Genomic DNA, 16,710 nt, shown 5'->3' on the forward strand with positions numbered 1-16,710 from the left:
CTACTCCTTTGTTACCTCAAAAATATAAAACTCATAACAACGATAAATAGTTGTCCACAAAACTAGCACTATATAAACTAAGCCTAACAAAAACACACTGCTAGGAAAAATAATCATAATAATAAAAAATATAAATGTTTCTGCTCTTTCAATCAACCCAGGACTATAATAAAAACTTTTTTGTGAAACATTCTCACTAAACATCCCAACCAGCAAAAAACTATACATACAAAAAGATATTGTAGTGATAATAAAAAAAGCAATCCAAAGATTCTCTAAAGGTTGACTAATAAATATAGCAACAATAATAAAAATCTCAACAAGCCTATCTGATAGAATATCTAATAATGTGCCAAATTTTGACGCTGATTTTTGTAGCCTGGCAATTGTGCCATCAAGGATATCCAAATATCCTGATACGAGTAACAAGCTAATACATAAATATTTATCCACAAACAATAATAAAGCACTTAATAATCCCATTACAAGAGCAATTATAGTTACTGTATTAGGCTTAATTCTACTTACTAACTTTTTTGCTATAGCATCTATAAAAATCTTTTGAAATATAGGTCTTATTTTTTGCTCTATCACAGTTTCTTACCAGATATTTTCATTAAAAATGAAACTATTTTTTTAACTTTATCACTATATAAGGTCGGGGTAAAATAATTACCTGCTAATCTTTTATTTAACTCACTTAAAGTTGGATACGCGACAATATGCGATGCCATATTTTTAATTTTTAATTTATTTTTTATAGCAATTGTCCATTGTGTTACTAGCTCACTTGCATTTTCTCCAACTATAGTTACCCCTAAAACATAACCTCTCTTACTTATAGCAACCTTAACTAGCCCATCAGTAACTAAACCTGCTTGTGCTCTATCATTATCTTTATATGAAATTTTAAATATTTTTGCTCCTTGCTCCTCTGCTTGAGATAAGCTTTGGCCAACATGAGCAACCTCGGGAGTTGTATATATAGACCATGGCAGAGCAGTATAATCAGTTTTGGTAGGTAATTTAAATAAAACATTCTGTATAACAACTCCTGCATGATACCCTGCAACATGTGTAAATTGATACCCCCCTATAACATCACCTATAGCATATATATTTTTATAATTTGTTCTCAACCTATTATCAACACTTATACCTTTAGATATATGTTTAATCCCTGATTTTTCTAGATTTAATTTTTCTAGATTTGGCTGTCGCCCTGCAGCAACTAGTAGATGTGAACCATCATATATACTTTTATCGCAATGGATACTTATTTTTTCATTTTGTTCTACATATTGAATACTTGCTTTTGTGACTATACTAATGCCTAAACTAACTAGTTTTTTTAAAACAACTTCTCTGCACTCATTGTCTAACATTCCTAAAACAACATCAGAAGCCTCAAAAATAGTTACCTGAGAGCCAAGTAAAGCATATGCCTCAGCAAGCTCCACCCCTATAGGGCCCCCTCCGACTATCATCAATTGCTTAGGTAACTCTTCTAAATCAAAGATTGTTTCATTAGTTAGATATTTTACTTTATCAAGGCCTTTTATATTTGGTATACTTGCCCTAGACCCTGTGGCTATGACTATATATTTAGCCCTAATAATATTATCACCAGCTTTCACTGTATGCTTATCTACTACTTCAGCATATTCTTTGATAACATTTACTCCCAGCTCCTCAAAGCGTTCAACCGAATCGTGAGGCTCGATCTTTGCTATAACATTTTTAACATGCTGCTGTACTTTTTTATAATCAATATCTATATCATTAATATTAATTCCAAATTTTTTAGCCTTACTTGTATGGGCTATAAGTCTAGAGGCTTCTATGATAGCTTTAGATGGCACACATCCATAATTAAGGCAATCACCACCCATCTTACCACCCTCGCATAGGACAACTTTTGCTCCCATTTGTACAGCCGCAGCTGCTACAGATAGTCCTCCTGATCCTGCTCCAATAATACAAATATCTGTTTTAATCATAATTAGTTACCCTTTTTTTCCTAATTTTTTTAAGAAGAATCGGTACCATTGATAATACCGCTAAAGCTATGATTGGTAAAATAAACTGTGGCTCTAAAATAATGCCCAAATCAATATTATCCCCTTTTTGAATGACATAGCCTAAGCTAGTACCCACCCATACATAGACAAAACTACCAGGAATAATCCCAAAAAGCGTTGCCCAGAAAAAGTCCCTAAATTTAACTCCAATCATTCCTGCTACTATATTTATTACAAAAAAAGGAAATATCGGTATTAATCGAAGTACCATCAAATAATTAAAGGCAGCTTTTTCAAAACCTAAACGCATTTTTTCAATACTTCCTTTAGCTTTGCTTCGCAATATATTTCCTAAAGCAGTTTTTACAGCAAAAAAAACTATACTTGCCCCAATAGTTGCTGAGATAACCACGACTATTGTTCCTAATAGCAAACCAAATAATAAGCCTCCAAGCAAAGTCATTACAACAGCTCCAGGTATCGAAAAAGCTACTACAATAATATAAGCCAGAGAAAACACAAAGACACTAATAAAAAAATATTGATTAGCGAAATTAATAATATTTTCATAATTATTTTTAAGTGCATCTAAAGATAAATATTGCTGACCACCTAAACTAAAAAAAAACACTATTCCTAATATTAAAATTACTATTGGTAAAAATTTATAAAACTTACTATTATTCATTATCTAAGCTATTATCTAAATCATATATAAAATACATAATATACATATGTTAAAAGAAACGCATCAAATTTATTTAACATCCATAAACAAAAATAACCAAAAAAATGTATTCTACGCTCAAGAGATATGCAGCCCGCTAGGGTCTTTAATAGCTATTGCTGATAGTAATTATCTATACGCTTGTCTTTTTATAAATGACTCAAACTCAAAATCCATTGAAAAATTATTAGAAATTTACTCTGCAAAAATAGTTTTTAGTGATAATCAAATCACAAAGCAAGTTGCAATAGAGCTAAATTCTTATTTTGGAAAAAAGCTAAAAAAATTTTCTACTCCTTTGAAACTCACAGGTACCAACTTTCAAAAACAAGTTTGGCAAGAATTACTAAAAATCCCTTATGGGAAAACTATCAGTTATTTAGACGAAGCAATAAAAATTGGTAAACCAACTGCTTTTAGAGCCGTAGCAAATGCAAATGGTAAAAACTTTTTCCCAATAATTATACCCTGTCATCGAGTGATTAATTCTAATGGTAAATTAGGAGGGTATACAGGAGGATTAGATAAAAAAGAATTCCTTCTTAATCTAGAAAATTCTATTTCTATATAACCAAATCCATATAAGAGGTATCGCAACAATTATAATATCAGCAATCACCAAGATCATAGCATATTGAAACACATCTTTTACATGCGAAAAAGTAGGTGGAAATAAACCGAGTATAAAACCTAATCCACACATAAATATTGCTACTATAGACATACTTACAAGTAACCAGTTAGAATTCCTTTTCCCGACATAAAATACTCTATAAGCATTTGGTTGGATAAATCTAAGTCTAATAGCAGATACAAATACCATTACCCACATTATCACCGTAAACTGCGATGTAATTGCAACCAGCAAAGCAAATGCTGCATATACCGATGGCATTATTAGGAAAACAGAAGATAGTACAACTACAATCAGTATTTGTATAACAAGCATATTTACAGGCATACCAAACTTATTTTTACCTGCCATAAGTTTGGGGAAAAACTCTTGCTCTGCTGCTGTTTGCATACCTCTAGCTGGGCCCAAAATCCATGTACTTAACGCTGCTAACATGCCTATACTTACCATAATGACAATCAACGACTTAAAGCTACCAAGACCTACTAGGTTTAAAACTTGAGAAATCCCCTGTATTAAACCATTTAAAACATTAACATCCTTAACTGGGATAATAATTGTTAACCCTACCGTAGTAAGTATTGTCAATGATACAATTATCAAAGTAGCTATTAATATTGATTTAGGAATATTTTTTTTAGGATTTTCAATATTTGTCATGTGAAATGCTACTGATTGAATACCTGAATATGAAGATAGTGTTTTAACCAAAAGAGCATATGTTCCTAAAGAAAAAGCTGGCATAAGATCACTTATCCCATGATATTCAAGGTTACTCTGACCACTTACTATAAAATAAATAGCTCCCGAAACCAATAACACTCCAGGGAATATCATTCCAAATATTGCACCTATTATATTGAGAATTACAATTTTTCTCAATGGTAAGCAGTTAAATAAACTAATTGCTATAAATGTGATCACCATTATTAACCAAAAAAATATACTGGTATGTGTGTTTTCAGCAAATCCACGAAAACCTATATAAGAAACTGTAGCAATCAAAGCTGTAATAGAGCTAGGGAAGCTCACTACATTATTAAACCATTCTAACCACATTGCGAGCACTCCAGCTTTTTCTCCTAATCCTGCCTTTACCCAGCTAAAGACACCTCCATTATTGTGGGTAATCATACTGCTTAATTCAGCACAAATTAGTGATGTTGGTAATAAAAAGGTTATTGCAGCAATTAAATAAAAAAATATGCTCTGTAGACCAATTGTTGCCATATAAGCTATTGAACTTAAACTTATTATTGCAGAGATATTTAGCATCGTTAATGATAATGTTGAAATTCGCTTATTTGATAAACTCATAATAATCCTTATAATCTAATATTTAGTCTTAGATTCACTAATTGGCTAAAACCTTACCATATTTTATGGCTCACTTATTATTTTTTGATTATAATTTTCAAACATTTAACTTGAGCATCAATATTTTGTGATATTTAGATAATATCCATAATTCCTTCTTGATCCAACTAGTCTGGACTTAGTTTATAAAATATTTTATGTACTAAATTGAATTATAGGATTTTTAATATGGTGAAATTATTATAAAATAATAAAAATTAAATCAAGATAGTTGTAAACTAACTAACTTAGATGCAGAATTACGCACATAGAATATTTTATTAAACTTGACCCACATATTAGTTAGATGTGGTTTTTTATATAAAAAAATATTCTTATAAAATTTACAACTCAAAGGAGAAGCACAAATGAATGCACAAGAATATATAGATAATATAGTCACAGAAGTTGAAAAGAAAAATGCTCATCAACAAGAGTTTATTCAAGCTGTAAAAGAAGTTTTTTCTACACTAAAACCTGCACTAGAACAAAATCCTAAATATATTGAAGAAAATATTTTAGCTAGAATAGTTGAGCCTGAGAGAGGGATTACATTTAGGGTAACTTGGACAGACAGACATGGTAAAGTACAGGTTAACCGCGGCTATAGATATCAATTTAATGGTGCAATTGGACCATTTAAAGGTGGTATTAGATTCCACCCTAGTGTTTACTCAGGCATCGTAAAATTCCTAGGTTTTGAGCAAGTTTTTAAAAACAGCTTAACTACTCTGCCTATGGGTGGTGCTAAAGGCGGATCTGATTTTGATCCGCGTGATAAGACAGAAACAGAGATTATGGATTTCTGTGAGAGCTTCATTACTGAACTTCAAAGACATATTGGCCCAGACATAGATGTACCTGCTGGTGATATTGGTGTAGGTGGTAGAGAAATTGGCTATATGTATGGTCAATACAGACGTATCAAAGGTGTTTTTGAAAATGGTGTACTAACAGGTAAACCTCTAGAATCTGGTGGTAGCTTGATTCGTCCAGAAGCAACTGGTTATGGTGCTGTATTCTTTTTAGATGAAATGCTAAAATATGACAACGATTCTCTTAAAGGCAAAAAAGTAGTGATATCGGGTTATGGTAATGTTGCATGGGGTGTATGTAAAAAAGTCGCTGAATTAGGTGGCAAAGTTGTAACTATTTCTGGTTCAAGAGGTTTTGTCCATGACCCTGAAGGTGTTACAACTGATGATAAAATTGAATTTTTATTAAAAATCCGTGCTGGTGAAAAAACTATGCAAGATTATGCTACTGAGTTTGGTGCTACATATCATGCTGGTGAAAAACCTTGGGGCATCAAAGCTGATATCGCTATACCTTCTGCTACGCAAAATGAAATATGTGAGAAAGAAGCTAAGCAATTAATAAATAATGGTATTAAATATATTGTTGAAGCATCTAATATGCCTGTTACAAATGAGGCTATTGCATTACTACAAAAAGAAGGTGTCATCTTAGCACCTGGCAAAGCTTCAAACGCAGGTGGTGTTGCAGCCTCTGGTCTAGAGATGTCTCAAAACTCTACTAGGCTAGCTTGGTCAGCAGATGAAGTCGAGTCTAGACTACGTGAAATTATGTCAAATATTTTCCGTGCTTGTGTAAATGCAAGTGAAAAGTATGGTTGTGGTTACAACCTTGTAGCTGGAGCTAACCTTGCTGGTTTTGAAAAAGTTGCAAATGCAATGATTCAACAAGGTAGACACTAATCACTAATAATAAAGTTAGTATTTCTAAACAAATTCCCTACATACTAAATTTCTGCTAGAATCATCATTCTAAGAAATATCCTTTTTTAAAATAAATGACTAATAAACTAAATATCCCTTATCAAAATAGAATAAGAATGTTTGTATTACTCTGCTTTCCTATTCTCATGGGTATGAGTATTGACCTATTTGCACCATCATTGCCAGGAATAAGTTCTTCCTTAAACATTACAGCATCTATTGCAAAAATGGTTATTTCAATATATTTGATTGGCTATGCTTTAGGAAATCTAGTGATCGGCGTTATAACTGACTCCATAGGTCGTAAAATACTGCTACGAACATCTTGTGTTCTTTTTGTTATTGTGAGTATTTTTCCAACTTTGATACCAAATGAACATATACTCTTAACTTCAAGGTTTTCTCAAGGTTTTCTTATGGGTTCTATAGGCGTTCTTAATCGAGGTACTTTCTCAGATTTACTACCTCCTGAAAAACTCTTAAAATTAGGCCCTACAATAGGTTTTTTATGGGGTTTAGGCCCGATTGCTGGCCCAATAATCGGTGGGTTTTTACAAGAGTTATTTGGCTGGAAAGCTGGATTTATTTTCTTTAGTATAATTGTCGGTTTACTTACTATACTAATATTTATCTATTTCCCAGAAACAATTGAAAAAAAATCAAAACTAAGCATCTCTAAAATAAGAAAAGATATAACTGAAGTTTTAAAGCATAAAGAATTTATGTGCTTAAGTATTGGGATGGGAATCACCTACTCCCTTATCATAAGTTTCAATACTCTTGGGCCATTCTTAATCCAAGATATGATGGGGTATTCTGCTGCTTACTTTGGAAAGTTAGCAATTTTTTTAGGATTCGCTTTTTTACCTGCTCCAATAATTGGACGTAAATTAATTGATCACTACTCTGTTGGTAGAATATTTTTTGTTGTCATACACGCTTTTACATTATTAATACTAATATTATTTGCACTAAGCTTTACTATGCAGACTAGCATAAGCCTACTTATTATAACTACAATGATTATTTATTTCATGTGCGGTTCAATATTTCCTCTTTCTATGGGCAAAGGTATCTCGATGTTTAGACATATATCAGGTACGGCTGCTGCAATCATGTATTTTATTAATGTTTCAATCACAAGCCTTGTATCTTTTATTCAAAGCTTTTTACATGCTCACACTATCACAAATATTATCGCAATCTATATAGTTTTATTGTTTATCGTGATTGCGCTATACTGGTATAAATTAAAAGAACTTTGATGCTTTCTATTAGATATAAATATGTCAAATAAAAATTATGATGTAATAATAATTGGTGCTGGTGCTGCTGGACTTATGTGTGCTATAGAAGCAGCTAAAAGAAACCGTAGTGTAATAATTCTCGATCATGCTAATAAAATTGGCAAGAAAATTCTAATGTCAGGAGGTGGACGCTGTAATTTTACAAATTATAATATCTCTAATGATAAATATTTAGCAGATAATTCACACTTCATTAAATCAGCAATGTCACGCTACACTCAGTGGGATTTCATCAGTTTAGTAAATGAATATAGCATTCCTTATCATGAAAAAACTCTTGGTCAACTTTTTTGTGATAATAAAGCTAAAGATATTGTAAATATGCTTTTATCAGAATGTGAAAAATATAATGCTAAAATTCAGCTTCATGCTGATATAAATAAAGTTTACAAAAAAGATCATAGCTTCCATATCCATTCAAACGATCATATTTACGAATGTAAGTCATTAATAATAGCAACTGGAGGACTATCTATACCTACAATGGGCGCTACTGGTTTTGGCTACAAACTAGCCAAACAATTTGGCTTAAAAGTCAACTCACAAACAGCTGGTCTTGTACCTTTTATATTTAAAGAATGTGATAAAAACAAATATTCACCTCTTAGTGGAATATCAATATTCTGCAAAGTCTCTAATGATAAGATTGATTTTAATGAAAATATTCTTTTTACTCATAAAGGATTAAGCGGCCCAGCTATTTTACAAATATCATCATATTGGCAAGCTGGTGAAAAAATAAATATAAATCTTTGCCCCACTCAGGATATTAAAGAACTACTTACTAACAAAAAACAATCCGGATTAAAATCATCACTTAAAAATACTCTAAGCGAAATTTTTCCAAAAAACTTTATTATCACATTTTTTGAAATAGCACTTTACGATAAAAGAGTTTGTGATCTAAATCTTAATGAAATAGATATTATTTCTAACAATATTCATAACTGGGAAATATATCCACAGAGCACAGAAGGATATCGTACTGCTGAAGTTACACTTGGTGGTATAAGTTGTAATGAGCTATCATCAAAGACTATGGAAACAAACAAAATTAAAGGTCTCTTTTTTATTGGTGAGGTAATAGATGTGACCGGTTGGCTTGGGGGTTATAACTTTCAATGGGCATGGGCTTCTGGATGGGCAGCTGGGCAAGTTGTATAATCATAAAAGCTAATATATAATTATAGGATTGATACCTCTAATTTCTACCTTACAGTATGAGAATTCCCACTACAAAAGAGCTGATTATGAAAAAGGCTATTCTAAAAGCTATAGAAGATGGTAATAGTCCTGCTAAATTAGCTCCTGACTTTGGAGTATCTAAAAGTACAATATATAAATATCGTAGAGCTTTAAGAGACCAAGGTTTTATTAGAAAAAATGAAAATGATATTTATGTAATAACTCGTAATAAATTCTCAACGAAACCGCAAATACCTGAGACTGCTAATCTTAATTTTGATTATAGTGATGAAGCTCATACCGATATACAAAAAGAAATAAAAATAGCAGCTCAAGAAGAAAAAGAATATAAAGAAGCTGATCTTCATAACACTCAAGTAGAAGTACGTCTACAAGAGAAACTAGAAGAGATTAGACAAGTACAAGTTGAAGAACATAATCAAGCTAATGAAAAAAATATTTTCAAAAAAATTCTAAATAAATTTAAAAAAATAATATAGATTATATTTTTAAAAATCTACGCTGCAATTTTGACACTAGAGTTAATAATATTTTCAACCGCATTTTTGGCATTAACAATATTTGGACTATAGATATCCTTAGAATCCTCTAAAGCTTTCTCAATCTGATATTTCACCTGAGATGCTGATTGATCACTTTTAATCTCTTGATACAAAAGAGCTATAATCCCTGCAACATGTGGTGATGCCATAGAAGTTCCTTGCATATATCCATAACTATAATTACTAAGAGTCGAATATATTTTAGCTGTTTCCCCGTAGCTACTATCACCCCCTGGAGCTCTCACAACCAAGCTATCAACCACCCACTTAAGTATTCCATCAGGAGCATAATATGTTGAATATGGTGCAAGGAAACCTCCAGGACCAGTAGACTCTACAACAATTGCATCTATATGCTTACAACCGGAAGGGATATCATTAAACAAATTTTGACCATCATTTCCTGCTGCTATGACTACAGTTATACCATTTTCATGTGCTGTTGATATCGCATCTTCCCAAGCTGGGCACAATGTTCCCATATAATTTCTTTCCCATTCTGAATCATTAACTATTGGAAGCCTTGTTCTTGGATCAATTCTAGACATTCCTAAACTTAGATTAATAACCTTAACTGGTGCTTCATTTTTCTCTATATATCTACCATTATTATCCTTGGCTTTAACTTCTGCTCCAGCAGCCCATTTAAGAGATTCTAATATAGCATAAGTGTCTCCAGAACCATTGTCTCCCAAAGCTCTTACAGGGAAAACTTTAATACTCTCAACAGGTCCACCAACACCTTTAACATTGGGTCCATTTGCTGCAATAGTACCTGCGACATGTGTACCATGAAAACTACCATTATCATATATGTTTTTTGATACTCTTAGTTTTCCATCTTGCATGAAAAAATAGTAATGCTGATAATTATTATCAATTTTACTAGCTATATCATTAGCAGCACTATAAGCTAACCCAGAATCAATAACAGCCACATCTATTTTCTTGGTTTTACCAGAAATTAATTCCCATGCCCCGTAAGCATTAATTCCACCAGTAACTTCTTTTGGGTCTTTCATATCCCATTGCTCTCCCCAGCTAATACTTTGAGCTTGTGAGCTTTTTGGATTACTAACTATAGCAGAATCATAAGCATACATTTTTGATGATTTTGGAATAGCATATTCTATATTAGGATCAGTATCCATCAGTCTTTTAGCTGCCGCATATTCATTATTTTCTTTAGTATATGCCACTGTTGAAGGGTTGCTTGAAGAGTTTAATGTACTAGAGCTAGATAATATGGGCTGATAATTATTTATTTTTATTAACTTCGTTCTTGAATCAAGATTATCCACCACTTCATAATCATAATGACTATTTATATTAGACATTGTGCTACTAGCTGTCTGTCCAAGGCTTTTATTTTTAGTATCCTTATACTTAACTATTAATTCTATATCGCCCGCATATACTATGCTATATAAAGGGATTCCAAGTAGTAATAATATTCTTTTTAGCATATAAGCTCCTTATAATTTACATTACACAAATAGTAAACCACTTAAATCAAAAGTAGTTTACATAGATGCTGATATAAAAAAAAAGGTTTTTACAGCAAATTTTAATTAAAACTAAAACCTAAAATATTAGAAAAATAAATTTACTTTCTATTTTTGTTTTTTAAAATTTTAATTAAATATACTAGTAAAAAAGCTATTGAGCCTAATATGACTCCTCCTACAAAACTTCCTAAATATAAAGGCTGCCAAAACTTACTAATATTATCCATAACATATATTGCATACAGCTGCCAATTGACTATATTAATATTTAATCCCAACAAAAAACTTCCAAAAAGATAATTACAAAAATATAAAGGTATCCACGTAATTGGGTTACTCAACCATACACAACCTATTGCCAACGGAATATTAGCCCTCAAATAAACACACATTATAATTGCTGGAATCATTTGAAATGGTATCGGAATCATCATCCAAAAAAGACCTATCATCAAAGCTCTCGCTACAGATCTATAGCTAAACCTCCATAGATATCGATCAGCCAATTTAGTTGCTACAAACCTAAGCCCTCTAGTTTGACTAATGGTTCTTTTTAACTTTATAAATTTACGTGCCTTAGAATAGTTCATAAATAAATTGAAATTAGGTGGCTATACTTATCTACCATTTTAACTTAAACTAATCAATAATTAACCAAAGAAATTTAAGCTTTAAATATGGATAAAGAACAAACTATTTTCATAACAGGCTGTACCCATGGTGGTATTGGCTATGCAACTGCTATTTATCTTAGGCAATTAGGGCATCGAGTTTTTGCATCAGCACGACGTCAAGAAGTTGTTGATAAGCTTTTATCAGAAGGTTTTGAGGCATATCTGATAGATGTAACTAACTATCAACAAGTTGATATGGCTTTTGAAGATATTCTCATGAAAACTAATGGGAAACTTAATGTAGTATTCAATAATGCAGGGTTTGGACAAGCTGGGGCTTTAGAAGATATACCGACTAAATTTATAAAAGAAGAGTTCGAAACAAATGTTTTTGGATTACATTATATTTCCTATCAAAGTTTAAAAATAATGCGAAAACAAGGCTATGGTAAAATTATCCAACATAGTTCCGTATTAGGGCTTGTTTCTATGAAATATCGTGGTGCCTATAACGCCAGCAAATATGCTATAGAAGGGCTCACAGATACAATACGATTAGAGCTTAAAGGATCTAATATTTTTATGACTAGCCTTAATACAGGGCCTATAACAAGCAGATTCCGAGAAAACTCATTAGAAACCATAAAAAATGTTGAATATGCCAACTCCTCCCACAAAAAAGAATATAAAAAAATTCTAGAAGGTAAGCATAAAAAAGTTCCATTTAATGAAGAAGCTATATCAATAGCAAAAGTAGTTGAAAAAATTATCAATTCAAATAACCCTAAACCTCGTTATTATATTACTAAAGCTACATGGATTATGGCTTTTTTGAAAAGAATATTATCTTCAAAATCTTTAGATAAGGTATTAAGTAAATATTAAAAAACACCTATATAACAACTCTTCATATCTTCTATAAGATAACTCCAAAATATTAACTTTACAATAAAAAACTTAGATCTTTTAATGTAAAATATTCTTAATAATTACATTAGAGTATAGTAAATGCCTCAAATTAAAATATTTGGATTAAAAAACAATTTAAAAGAAATTAGAAACCAACTATCTGAAGTGATCCATTCAACAATAGTTGATAATCTATCTTTTCCTAAAAATAAAAAATTTCATCGTTTTATCTCCTTTGATCAGGAGAATATGATATTCCCCGATGATAAAAGCCAGCAATATATAATTATTGAAATTATAATGATGAAAGGAAGAGATACTAATACAAAGAAAAATCTAATAAAGTCACTATTTCAAAATATAAATAAAGAATTAAAGATTGCTCTTAGTGACATAGAAATTTGTATTATTGAAAGTGAACCCCATAACTGGGGATTCAGAGGAATAAATGGAGATGAAATACAATTAAATTACAAAATTAATATCTAGAATAATTTAACCGTATCATTATATATTTTTATATAAAAAAGATTTTAAAATCTTACATCATACCTGGCATACCCCCCATACCACCACCCATAGAAGGCATAGCAGGAGCATCTTCTTTAATTTCACCAACCATTGCTTCAGTTGTAATCATAAGACCCGCAATTGATGCAGCATGTTGTAAAGCAGAACGCGTAACCTTAGTAGGATCTAAGATACCCATCTCAACCATATCACCATAAGTATCATTTGCAGCATTATAGCCATGACTACCTTCTTTTGCTTTTACTTCGTTTACAACAACAGAAGCTTCACCACCAGCATTCATAACAATTTGTCTAAGTGGAGCTTCGATTGCTTTTCTAAGTAAAAGAATACCATGATTTTGATCTTCATTATCACCAGTTAAGCCTTCTAAAGCTCTTTGTGCTCTGATAAGCGCAACACCACCACCAGCAACAACACCTTCTTCTACAGCTGCACGAGTGGCATGTAAAGCATCATCAACACGATCTTTCTTCTCTTTCATTTCAGCTTCTGTGATAGCACCAACCTTGATTACTGCAACGCCGCCTGAAAGCTTAGCTAACCTTTCTTGCAACTTTTCACGATCATAATCAGAAGTTACTTCTTCTATATTAGATTTGATTACTTTAACTCTATTAGCAATAGCAGCCTTATCACCAGCACCATCAATAACTGTAGTATCATCTTTTGTTACTTGTACGCGGCTTGCTGTACCTAGGCTTTCCATACTAGCTTCTTCTAGTTTCATACCAAGTTCTTCAGAAATAACTGTAGCACCTGTTAATATAGCAATATCTTCTAACATAGCTTTTCTTCTATCACCAAACCCTGGAGCCTTAACAGCACATACTTTAACTACGCCACGCATATTGTTAACCACTAAAGTAGCTAGTGCTTCACTTTCAACATCTTCAGCAATTACTAAAAGAGCTTTACCAGATTTAGAAACACCTTCTAAAACAGGAAGTAATTCACGGATATTAGAAATCTTTTTATCTACTAGAAGTATATAAGGACTTTCTAAATCAGTAGTCATATTTTCTTGGTTAGTAGCAAAGTATGGAGACAAATACCCTCTATCAAACTGCATACCTTCGACAACATCTAGTTCATCTTCAAAACCTTTACCTTCTTCTACAGTAATTACACCCTCTTTACCAACTTTTGCCATAGCATCTGCAATAATCTTACCAACTGTAGCATCAGAGTTAGCAGAAATTGTACCAACCTGCTCAATAGATTTAGGATCTGAACACGGCTTAGAAAGTACTTTTAGTTCTTCCACAAGCTTAGCTGCTGCTTTATCTATACCACGTTTTAAATCCATAGGATTCATACCTGCAGCAACAGCTTTTAAACCCTCTGTAAGTAGTGCTTGAGCTAATACTGTAGCTGTAGTAGTACCATCACCTGCCACATCAGCAGTTTTTGATGCTACTTCTTTAACTATCTGTGCGCCCATATTTTCAAATTTATCTTCCAATTCGATCTCTTTTGCAACAGATACACCATCTTTTGTAATTGCTGGAGCACCAAATGATTTGTCTAAAACCACATTACGACCTTTAGGTCCTAAAGTTACTTTTACTGCGTTTGCTAATGTATTTACACCATCAAGCATTTTTGCACGAGCTTCATCTGAAAATAAAACTTCTTTAGCTGCCATGTTATTTTTCTCCCTTGAATATATAAAAATTTACTACCCGATAATTCCCATGATGTCATCTTCCTTCATCATAAGAAGTGTTTCATCACCTACTTTTACCTCAGAACCAGCAAATTTACCAAATAAAACTTTATCACCAGTTTTTACATCCATTGCTACTACTGAACCATTTTCTAACTTTCTACCGTTACCAATAGCGACAACTTCACCTTCACTAGGCTTCTCCTGAGCACTACCAGTCAAAATAATTCCACCTGCTGATTTAGTCTCTTCAGCACTACGGCGCACCAATACTCTATCTTGTAATGGACGAATATTCATAACAATCTTACTCCTTCATTATTTTTTTAAATGTGAATTTTTTGCAATCTAAAATCAGCCAGTGACTTTAAGTACTTGCATGTTTGTATATTGAGACTATAATTTTTTTTTCAAGAAATTTTTGAGGTTTTTATATTAAAGCTATCCGCTAACTTCAACTAATAATTTGAAAAAATATTTTCTAGCATAATTTATTCTTCTATCTAGCTCTTTGTTGATTTCATACTTATATTAAATATTATTATCAAAATTTAATAAATACCTCAAAGTAGATAAAGACTCTGTACTTAATCTATATTATACTAATATGTGATTTAAGCACCCATAGCTTAACTGGATAGAGCGTCGCCCTCCGAAGGCTATTTATATGGAAAATAATATATATTAAATTCTATTATACTTTATAATATCCTTGATATAACATGGCTTTAGTGGTTTAAATATATATCTACATATAATATTATTAATATAATTTATATTTTTTGTAGTACCTTGAGTAGTACCTTATGCCAACAGAAAAACTTACTAACACATTTATAAATAACATTGAAACTCCAAAAAAAACAACTGATTATTTTGATAAAGGTGTTAAGGGATTAATACTTAGAATATCTCCTACTGGTTCGATATCTTATAGACTAAAATACTACATAAATAGAAAAGCTAATATATATACCATTGGAAAACATGGTTCTATTACCATCACTCAAGCAAAAAAAGAAGCTCAAAGACTGAATGGTTTAATTTCTCAAGGTATTGATGTACAAAAAGAAAAAAACAATAGTACTTCTCCTGCAATAATTACGATAAAAGAATTTTTGGATTACTTCTATATAGATTGGTATAAAAAGCATAATAAAGATATTAATGGTTTCCTTAGCTTAATAAAAGGGAAAGTATTTAAAGATATTATTAACCTAAACTTAGAATATGTAAACAATAAAACTTTTGTGACATCATACCTAAATAAATATCAAATTAATAACAATATAAGTAATGGCAGATATAACCGTATTTTATCTACTATTAAAGGCATGTTTAGCCGCGCTCATGAATATGGATATATTAAAGAAAATAGTGTAAAAAATGTCAAAAAACTTAAAGTATTAGAAAGTAAGGTTAGATATTTTACTAAAATAGAGACTAAAAGTTTTTTTAAAGTATTAGAAAAGCTGCAAAGTTCTAATGCAAAAAACATTATAAAAATTGCTTATTATACAGGCATGAGGAAAGGAGAAATACTCTCTCTTGACTGGCAAGATATTGATTTTGAAACAAATCAATTTGTTCTAAATGCCAGTAAAACTAAAACAAGTAAAAGTAGAAGTATACCAATACATAATGAAGTCAAAAAAATATTAAGTGAAATGGTAATAAAAGATAAAGGGTTAGTTTTTTTATCCAATATAACAAATAAAAAATACAATGATGTTAAGTATAGTTGGAATAAATTATTAAAAGAAGCTCAAATAGAAAACTTTCGTTTTCACGACCTTAGACATAATTTTTGCAGTATGCTAGTTATGAAAGGCGTTCCAATATATACAGTAGCTCAGTTAGCTGGTCATGCCGATGTTAAAACTACTCAAAGATATGCTCATCTAAGTCCAGATGTTAAGAAGTCAGCTATTGATTTATTATAAAAAA

16 protein-coding genes are annotated in these 16,710 nt (G+C 31.5%); 8 read left to right on the forward strand and 8 right to left on the reverse strand.

Annotation, left to right across the window (positions count from 1 at the left end):
- From ACR0PV_RS08560 to ACR0PV_RS08570, 3 genes are read right to left on the reverse strand one after another with little or no spacing between them, the layout of a single operon-like run.
- Nucleotides 1-594 (reverse strand): CDP-alcohol phosphatidyltransferase family protein, encoded by a 594-nt coding sequence (locus ACR0PV_RS08560; protein ID WP_488172686.1) that lies wholly within the window; start codon nucleotides 592-594, stop codon nucleotides 1-3.
- Nucleotides 591-2,000 (reverse strand): dihydrolipoyl dehydrogenase family protein, encoded by a 1,410-nt coding sequence (locus ACR0PV_RS08565; protein ID WP_488172687.1) that lies wholly within the window; start codon nucleotides 1,998-2,000, stop codon nucleotides 591-593. The genes ACR0PV_RS08560 and ACR0PV_RS08565 overlap by 4 nt, the downstream gene beginning before the upstream one ends.
- Nucleotides 1,993-2,709 carry a TVP38/TMEM64 family protein gene (locus tag ACR0PV_RS08570; protein ID WP_488172688.1) on the reverse strand — a complete coding sequence of 239 codons (717 nt, stop codon included), beginning with the start codon at nucleotides 2,707-2,709 and terminating at the stop codon, nucleotides 1,993-1,995. The genes ACR0PV_RS08565 and ACR0PV_RS08570 overlap by 8 nt, the downstream gene beginning before the upstream one ends.
- Before the next feature lie 46 nt (nucleotides 2,710-2,755).
- Here ACR0PV_RS08570 and ACR0PV_RS08575 point away from each other — a divergent pair, with 46 nt between their 5' ends.
- Nucleotides 2,756-3,319 carry a methylated-DNA--[protein]-cysteine S-methyltransferase gene (locus ACR0PV_RS08575; protein ID WP_488172689.1) on the forward strand — a complete coding sequence of 188 codons (564 nt, stop codon included), beginning with the start codon at nucleotides 2,756-2,758 and terminating at the stop codon, nucleotides 3,317-3,319.
- Here ACR0PV_RS08575 and ACR0PV_RS08580 read toward each other — a convergent pair.
- A complete protein-coding gene (locus tag ACR0PV_RS08580; protein WP_488172690.1) occupies nucleotides 3,296-4,699 on the reverse strand; it encodes an APC family permease in 1,404 nt (467 codons plus the stop codon). The genes ACR0PV_RS08575 and ACR0PV_RS08580 overlap by 24 nt on opposite strands.
- Nucleotides 4,700-5,106: 407 nt before the next feature.
- On the opposite strand from ACR0PV_RS08580, the gene gdhA reads away from it, so the two are divergent.
- The 4 genes from gdhA (at nucleotide 5,107) to ACR0PV_RS08600 (ending at nucleotide 9,469) form a co-directional block, all read left to right on the forward strand.
- On the forward strand, nucleotides 5,107-6,456 hold the full coding sequence (gdhA, locus tag ACR0PV_RS08585) for an NADP-specific glutamate dehydrogenase (protein ID WP_488172691.1): 1,350 nt from the start codon (nucleotides 5,107-5,109) through the stop codon (nucleotides 6,454-6,456).
- 95 nt (nucleotides 6,457-6,551) lie between these two features.
- Nucleotides 6,552-7,742: an MFS transporter gene (locus ACR0PV_RS08590; protein ID WP_488172692.1), complete on the forward strand. Its 1,191-nt coding sequence runs from the start codon at nucleotides 6,552-6,554 to the stop codon at nucleotides 7,740-7,742.
- 21 nt (nucleotides 7,743-7,763) lie between these two features.
- Nucleotides 7,764-8,948 carry a BaiN/RdsA family NAD(P)/FAD-dependent oxidoreductase gene (locus tag ACR0PV_RS08595; protein ID WP_488172693.1) on the forward strand — a complete coding sequence of 395 codons (1,185 nt, stop codon included), beginning with the start codon at nucleotides 7,764-7,766 and terminating at the stop codon, nucleotides 8,946-8,948.
- Between the two features lie 56 nt (nucleotides 8,949-9,004).
- Complete coding sequence (locus tag ACR0PV_RS08600) at nucleotides 9,005-9,469, forward strand: FTL_1293 family small RNA FtrC-regulated protein (protein WP_488172694.1); 465 nt, start codon at nucleotides 9,005-9,007, stop codon at nucleotides 9,467-9,469.
- A 17-nt stretch (nucleotides 9,470-9,486) separates the two neighbouring features.
- Here ACR0PV_RS08600 and ACR0PV_RS08605 read toward each other — a convergent pair whose 3' ends face one another.
- Both ACR0PV_RS08605 and ACR0PV_RS08610 read right to left on the reverse strand, forming a co-directional pair.
- Nucleotides 9,487-10,998 (reverse strand): S8 family serine peptidase, encoded by a 1,512-nt coding sequence (locus ACR0PV_RS08605; RefSeq protein ID WP_488172695.1) that lies wholly within the window; start codon nucleotides 10,996-10,998, stop codon nucleotides 9,487-9,489.
- Nucleotides 10,999-11,138: 140 nt separating this feature from the next.
- Nucleotides 11,139-11,630: a DUF2062 domain-containing protein gene (locus ACR0PV_RS08610; RefSeq protein WP_488172696.1), complete on the reverse strand. Its 492-nt coding sequence runs from the start codon at nucleotides 11,628-11,630 to the stop codon at nucleotides 11,139-11,141.
- Between the two features lie 87 nt (nucleotides 11,631-11,717).
- On the opposite strand from ACR0PV_RS08610, the gene ACR0PV_RS08615 reads away from it, so the two are divergent.
- Both ACR0PV_RS08615 and ACR0PV_RS08620 read left to right on the forward strand, forming a co-directional pair.
- The gene (locus ACR0PV_RS08615; protein WP_488172697.1) at nucleotides 11,718-12,539 is read left to right on the forward strand and encodes an SDR family NAD(P)-dependent oxidoreductase; all 822 of its coding nucleotides are present in this window, start codon (nucleotides 11,718-11,720) and stop codon (nucleotides 12,537-12,539) included.
- Nucleotides 12,540-12,662: 123 nt separating this feature from the next.
- A complete protein-coding gene (locus ACR0PV_RS08620; protein ID WP_488172698.1) occupies nucleotides 12,663-13,052 on the forward strand; it encodes a tautomerase family protein in 390 nt (129 codons plus the stop codon).
- A gap of 52 nt (nucleotides 13,053-13,104) precedes the next feature.
- Here ACR0PV_RS08620 and groL read toward each other — a convergent pair whose 3' ends face one another.
- Together groL and ACR0PV_RS08630 are read right to left on the reverse strand one after the other, a co-directional pair.
- Nucleotides 13,105-14,742, reverse strand: coding sequence for a chaperonin GroEL (gene groL, locus ACR0PV_RS08625; RefSeq protein WP_488172699.1), 1,638 nt, complete (start codon nucleotides 14,740-14,742; stop codon nucleotides 13,105-13,107).
- Nucleotides 14,743-14,775: 33 nt separating this feature from the next.
- Nucleotides 14,776-15,063: a co-chaperone GroES gene (locus tag ACR0PV_RS08630; RefSeq protein WP_488172700.1), complete on the reverse strand. Its 288-nt coding sequence runs from the start codon at nucleotides 15,061-15,063 to the stop codon at nucleotides 14,776-14,778.
- A gap of 506 nt (nucleotides 15,064-15,569) precedes the next feature.
- On the opposite strand from ACR0PV_RS08630, the gene ACR0PV_RS08635 reads away from it, so the two are divergent.
- Entirely contained in the window at nucleotides 15,570-16,706 is a 1,137-nt protein-coding gene (locus tag ACR0PV_RS08635; RefSeq protein WP_488172701.1) for a site-specific integrase, read from the forward strand.
- Nucleotides 16,707-16,710 lie beyond the last annotated feature (4 nt).

Source organism: Francisella sp. AG1, assembly GCF_057683165.1.

What these genes read in the sequence shown, in the direction of transcription:
- ACR0PV_RS08565 (WP_488172687.1), bottom strand. Translation starts at nt 2,000, where the DNA reads ATGATTAAAACAGATATTTGTATTATTGGAGCAGGATCAGGAGGACTA.
- ACR0PV_RS08570 (WP_488172688.1), bottom strand. Translation starts at nt 2,709, where the DNA reads ATGAATAATAGTAAGTTTTATAAATTTTTACCAATAGTAATTTTAATA.
- ACR0PV_RS08575 (WP_488172689.1), top strand. Translation starts at nt 2,756, where the DNA reads ATGTTAAAAGAAACGCATCAAATTTATTTAACATCCATAAACAAAAAT.
- ACR0PV_RS08580 (WP_488172690.1), bottom strand. Translation starts at nt 4,699, where the DNA reads ATGAGTTTATCAAATAAGCGAATTTCAACATTATCATTAACGATGCTA.
- gdhA (WP_488172691.1), top strand. Translation starts at nt 5,107, where the DNA reads ATGAATGCACAAGAATATATAGATAATATAGTCACAGAAGTTGAAAAG.
- ACR0PV_RS08590 (WP_488172692.1), top strand. Translation starts at nt 6,552, where the DNA reads ATGACTAATAAACTAAATATCCCTTATCAAAATAGAATAAGAATGTTT.
- ACR0PV_RS08595 (WP_488172693.1), top strand. Translation starts at nt 7,764, where the DNA reads ATGTCAAATAAAAATTATGATGTAATAATAATTGGTGCTGGTGCTGCT.
- ACR0PV_RS08600 (WP_488172694.1), top strand. Translation starts at nt 9,005, where the DNA reads ATGAGAATTCCCACTACAAAAGAGCTGATTATGAAAAAGGCTATTCTA.
- ACR0PV_RS08605 (WP_488172695.1), bottom strand. Translation starts at nt 10,998, where the DNA reads ATGCTAAAAAGAATATTATTACTACTTGGAATCCCTTTATATAGCATA.
- ACR0PV_RS08610 (WP_488172696.1), bottom strand. Translation starts at nt 11,630, where the DNA reads ATGAACTATTCTAAGGCACGTAAATTTATAAAGTTAAAAAGAACCATT.
- ACR0PV_RS08615 (WP_488172697.1), top strand. Translation starts at nt 11,718, where the DNA reads ATGGATAAAGAACAAACTATTTTCATAACAGGCTGTACCCATGGTGGT.
- ACR0PV_RS08620 (WP_488172698.1), top strand. Translation starts at nt 12,663, where the DNA reads ATGCCTCAAATTAAAATATTTGGATTAAAAAACAATTTAAAAGAAATT.
- groL (WP_488172699.1), bottom strand. Translation starts at nt 14,742, where the DNA reads ATGGCAGCTAAAGAAGTTTTATTTTCAGATGAAGCTCGTGCAAAAATG.
- ACR0PV_RS08630 (WP_488172700.1), bottom strand. Translation starts at nt 15,063, where the DNA reads ATGAATATTCGTCCATTACAAGATAGAGTATTGGTGCGCCGTAGTGCT.
- ACR0PV_RS08635 (WP_488172701.1), top strand. Translation starts at nt 15,570, where the DNA reads ATGCCAACAGAAAAACTTACTAACACATTTATAAATAACATTGAAACT.